This window comes from Piscinibacter sp. (genome assembly GCF_050175855.1).
Lineage (GTDB): Bacteria > Pseudomonadota > Gammaproteobacteria > Burkholderiales > Burkholderiaceae_C > Piscinibacter.
Map to the genome: position 1 here is coordinate 1 of NZ_JBFXIO010000403.1, position 4,446 is coordinate 4,446.

The 4,446-nt window shown below is 63.0% G+C and carries 3 protein-coding genes and 1 pseudogene; 3 read left to right on the forward strand and 1 reads right to left on the reverse strand.

The genetic code is table 11. The features are described from left to right. The 3 genes from AB7U92_RS22495 to AB7U92_RS22505 form a co-directional block, all read left to right on the forward strand. A partial coding sequence (locus tag AB7U92_RS22495) for a ribonucleoside-diphosphate reductase subunit alpha (protein ID WP_428582297.1) occupies positions 1 to 1,703 on the forward strand: 1,703 nt, incomplete at its 5' end. 112 nt (positions 1,704 to 1,815) lie between these two features. Continuing rightward, a complete protein-coding gene (locus AB7U92_RS22500) occupies positions 1,816 to 3,000 on the forward strand; it encodes a ribonucleotide-diphosphate reductase subunit beta (RefSeq protein WP_428582299.1) in 1,185 nt (394 codons plus the stop codon). Positions 3,001 to 3,209: 209 nt separating this feature from the next. Then, positions 3,210 to 3,662, forward strand: coding sequence for a histone H1-like DNA-binding protein (locus tag AB7U92_RS22505; RefSeq protein WP_428582301.1), 453 nt, complete (start codon positions 3,210 to 3,212; stop codon positions 3,660 to 3,662). A gap of 450 nt (positions 3,663 to 4,112) precedes the next feature. On the opposite strand, the pseudogene AB7U92_RS22510 reads toward AB7U92_RS22505, so the two are convergent. Beyond that, positions 4,113 to 4,172: pseudogene (locus AB7U92_RS22510) on the reverse strand (hypothetical protein); the annotation flags it as partial. Positions 4,173 to 4,446 lie beyond the last annotated feature (274 nt).

Sequence of the window (4,446 nt, forward strand, 5' to 3'; positions counted from 1 at the left end):
AGTTCGCCGGCGGCCTCGGCAACGACTGGACCAACGTGCGTGCGCTGGGCAGCCACATCAAGGGCACCAACGGCAAGAGCCAGGGCGTGGTGCCGTTCCTGAAGGTGGTCAACGATACCGCCGTGGCCGTGAACCAGGGCGGCAAGCGCAAGGGCGCGGTCTGCGCGTACCTGGAGAGCTGGCACCTCGACCTGGAGGAGTTCCTCGAGCTGCGCAAGAACACCGGCGACGACCGCCGTCGCACGCACGACATGAACACGGCGAACTGGATTCCCGACCTGTTCATGAAGCGCGTCGTCGAAGGCGGCGACTGGACGCTGTTCTCGCCGTCGACCTGCCCGGACCTGCACGACAAGTTCGGCAAGGACTTCGAGGAGGCCTACCTGCGCTACGAGGCCAAGACAGACACCGGCGAGATCAAGCTGTTCAAGAAGGTGCCGGCCAAGGACCTGTGGCGCAAGATGCTGTCGATGCTGTTCGAGACCGGGCATCCCTGGATCACCTTCAAGGACGCCTGCAACGTGCGCTCGCCGCAGCAGCATGTCGGCGTGGTGCACTCGAGCAACCTGTGCACCGAGATCACGCTGAACACCAGCGAGACCGAGATCGCGGTCTGCAACCTCGGCTCGGTGAATTTGGCCCACCACCTCAAGGATGGCCAGATCGACCAGGAGAAGCTGAAGAGGACGGTGTCGACGGCGATGCGCATGCTCGACAACGTCATCGACATCAACTACTACGCGGTCAAGAAGGCGCGCGACTCGAACCTGAAGCACCGCCCGGTCGGCCTGGGCATCATGGGCTTCCAGGACGCGCTGCACGAGCTGCGCGTGCCGTACGCCTCGCAGGCGGCGGTGGAGTTCGCCGATCGCTCGATGGAGGCGGTCTGCTACCACGCCTACTGGGCCTCGACCGAGCTCGCCCGCGAGCGCGGCCGATACTCCAGCTACCGCGGCTCGCTGTGGGATCGCGGCATCCTGCCGCTGGACTCGCTGAACCTCCTCGAGGAGCAGCGCGGCGGCTATGTCGAGGTCGATCGCAGCACCTCGATGGACTGGGATGCGCTGCGTGCGTGCATCGCGGAGCACGGCATGCGCAACTCCAACTGCGTGGCCATCGCCCCGACCGCGACGATCTCCAACATCATCGGCGTCAGCGCCTCGATCGAGCCGTCCTTCGGCAACCTGTCGGTGAAGTCCAACCTGTCCGGCGAGTTCACGGTGCTCAACGAGTACCTGGTTCGCGACCTGAAGAAGCTCGGCCTGTGGGACGACGTGATGGTCATGGACCTCAAGCACTTCGACGGTTCGCTGCGCCGCATCGACCGCGTGCCGGAGGATCTGAAGTCGCTGTACGCCACGGCCTTCGAGATCGAGACGCAGTGGCTGGTCGAGGCTGCCGCGCGCCGCCAGAAGTGGATCGACCAGGCGCAGTCGCTGAACATCTATATGGCCGGCGCCTCGGGGAAGAAGCTCGACGAGACCTACAAGCTCGCCTGGCTGCGTGGCCTGAAGACCACGTACTACCTGCGCACCATCGGTGCCACGCATGCGGAGAAGTCCACCGTCAAAGCGGGACAGCTCAACGCGGTGGCGAGCCACGTGGACAGTGGATCGCAGATGAGTGCTGCAGTGTCTTCCGAGCCGGCGACCGAGGTGAAGTTCTGCTCGCTGGACGACCCGACCTGCGAAGCCTGCCAGTGAGATCGAGCTCGCATTTCGATGCGAGCGTGCAACAACCAGTCGCGCCGAATGTCAAGAAGTGCTTGGTGTTCCGGCGCAACACTTGGATAATTTCCAGGATCGGGAAGCGAACATGCTTGTCTGGGACGACGAAGTAAGACCCACGAATACGCGCAGCGTGCACCAGCCCATGGTCGGGCAGGAGCAGTCGCCTTCTCTTCGCTTGGCGGAGCATCAGTTTCAGCAGGACTCCACTACTTTGAACGAACCCGCGCCGTCGGCCGTTCCGTCGGTCAGCCAGCGCCGAGTGAAGGCTGCCGACAAGCGGATCATCAACGGCCAGACCGACGTCAACCAGCTGGTGCCGTTCAAGTACAAGTGGGCGTGGGAGAAGTACCTCGCCACCTGCGCGAATCACTGGATGCCCCAGGAGATCAACATGTCGCGGGACATCGCGACGTGGAAGGATCCCAACGGCCTGACCGAGGACGAGCGGCGCATCATCAAGCGCAACCTCGGCTTCTTCGTCACCGCCGATTCGCTGGCGGCGAACAACATCGTGCTCGGCAGCTACCGCCACATCACGGCACCCGAGTGCCGGCAGTTCCTTCTGCGCCAGGCGTTCGAGGAAGCCATCCATACCCACGCGTACCAGTACATCGTGGAGTCGCTGGGGCTGGACGAAAGCGAGATCTTCAACGCCTATCACGAGATCCAGTCGATCCGCGACAAGGACGAATTCCTGCTGCCCTTCATCGAGCAGATCATGGATCCGTCGTTCCGGACCGGTACGCCGGAGAACGACCAGCGCCTGCTGAAGTCGCTGATCGTCTTCGCCTGCCTGATGGAAGGCCTGTTCTTCTACGTGGGCTTCACGCAGATCCTCGCGCTGGGTCGACAGAACAAGATGACCGGCGCCGCGGAGCAGTATCAGTACATCCTGCGCGACGAGTCGATGCACTGCAATTTCGGCATCGATCTGATCAACCAGATCAAGCTCGAGAACCCGCATCTGTGGACGTCGACCTTCAAGGCGGAAGTGAAGGCGTTGTTCCTGAAGGCCGTGGAACTCGAGTACCGCTACGCCGAAGACACCATGCCTCGTGGTGTGCTGGGCATGAACGCATCGATGTTCAAGGGCTATCTGCGCTATATCGCGAATCGCCGCGCCACGCAGATCGGACTGGAGGAGTTGTTCCCCAACGAGGAGAACCCCTTCCCCTGGATGAGCGAGATGATCGACCTGAAGAAGGAGCGCAACTTCTTCGAGACCCGCGTGATCGAGTACCAGTCGGGTGGGGCGTTGTCCTGGGATTGATGTGCCCAGAAACAGGCGCTCGGGTCTGTGCGAGAGATCAAGATTCGCGGATCGTGAATGACTGACACAGAAGCAGCATCGCGTTCCGTCATGGATTCACCGGATCGAGGCGTCCCTCCTGGACATGCCGCGGACGGTGAATGGCTGCAGCGCAAAGGTCGACAGGCCACGGGCTGCAGTGTCTTTCAACTTGATCAAGGAGAAATGTGATGGCAACTGCGAAGAAGGCTGCGGCGAAGAAGGCCCCGGCGAAGAAGGCCGCGGCGAAGAAGGCCCCGGCGAAGAAGGCCGCAGCCAAGAAGCCGGCAGCCAAGAAGGCTCCGGCGAAGAAGGCTCCGGCGAAGAAGGCCGCAGCCAAGAAGCCGGCAGTCAAGAAGGCCGCGGCGAAGAAGGCCCCGGCGAAGAAGGCCGCGGCGAAGAAGGCCCCGGCGAAGAAAGCCGCAGCCAAGAAGCCGGCAGTCAAGAAAGCTGCGGCGAAGAAGGCTCCGGCGAAGAAGGCCGCTGCCAAGAAGGCTCCGGCGAAAAAGGCCGCTGCCAAGAAGGCCGCCAAGAAGCCCGCCGCAAAGAAGGCTGCCGCGCCCGCCCCCGCTGCCGTCCCCCCGGCAAAGACGGCGCTGAGCCCGCAGGCGGCATGGCCTTTCCCGACGGGAACCAAGCCCTGACCGGCGTGGTGTCGTGAACTTGGGGCTCCGGAAACGGAGCCCCTTCCATTTTGTTCAAGGCTTCCACGCTCCTGCGCTGGCGCGCGGCGGTGACGGAGATGTTGTGCGCATGTGGGGCCGTAGAGCGGCATGTCTGCATCGCCGCTCAGGAAAACTGAGCTGCCCCGGGGATTCGTGGCGAGCAGCTTGCGAGTTCGATCAACCCTAGACGAAGATCGAACCGATGAAGAAGCGATGCGCCGAGGAACAGATCATCGGCTTCTTATGTGAGGATGATGCCTGGCTGCCAGTCAAGGAACTGCGCCGGAAGCAAAGCTTCAGCCAGTTGAGCGACCAAGCCCGAACAGCCAGGTCCAGCAGCATGAACGTGTCGGCCACCAATTCCAGCGGCCGCAGCCCCGGCCGGCCCACGCCAGCGAACTTCTTTGGCCAGACGTACAACGTCGCCTCGCCGATGCCCATCTGGTGGCAAACCTCGTCGGCGCTGGTGGCCGGCCCCGTCTGTTTCAACGCGAACGCGATCGGCTCGTCAGTGGACTTGCTCTTCCTGATGGCATGATCTCCTCCATCGCAGTGGAGCGTCCGTCATGACGGTTGTTCTGTTGGTGAACGGTTCCACATCCTGGGTCTGGCTCAATGCCATCAACTTGAGGCCCGTGGGCCAGGAGTGATCCGCCCGTCGGGGGCAGCATTGCACCTTAACCAGAACGCACCCGCAGCCGGACCGAACGGGCGGCGCCGTTCAGGGCCTAGTGCGGCAATGCTCCAGAGAGAGCGAGGCGGC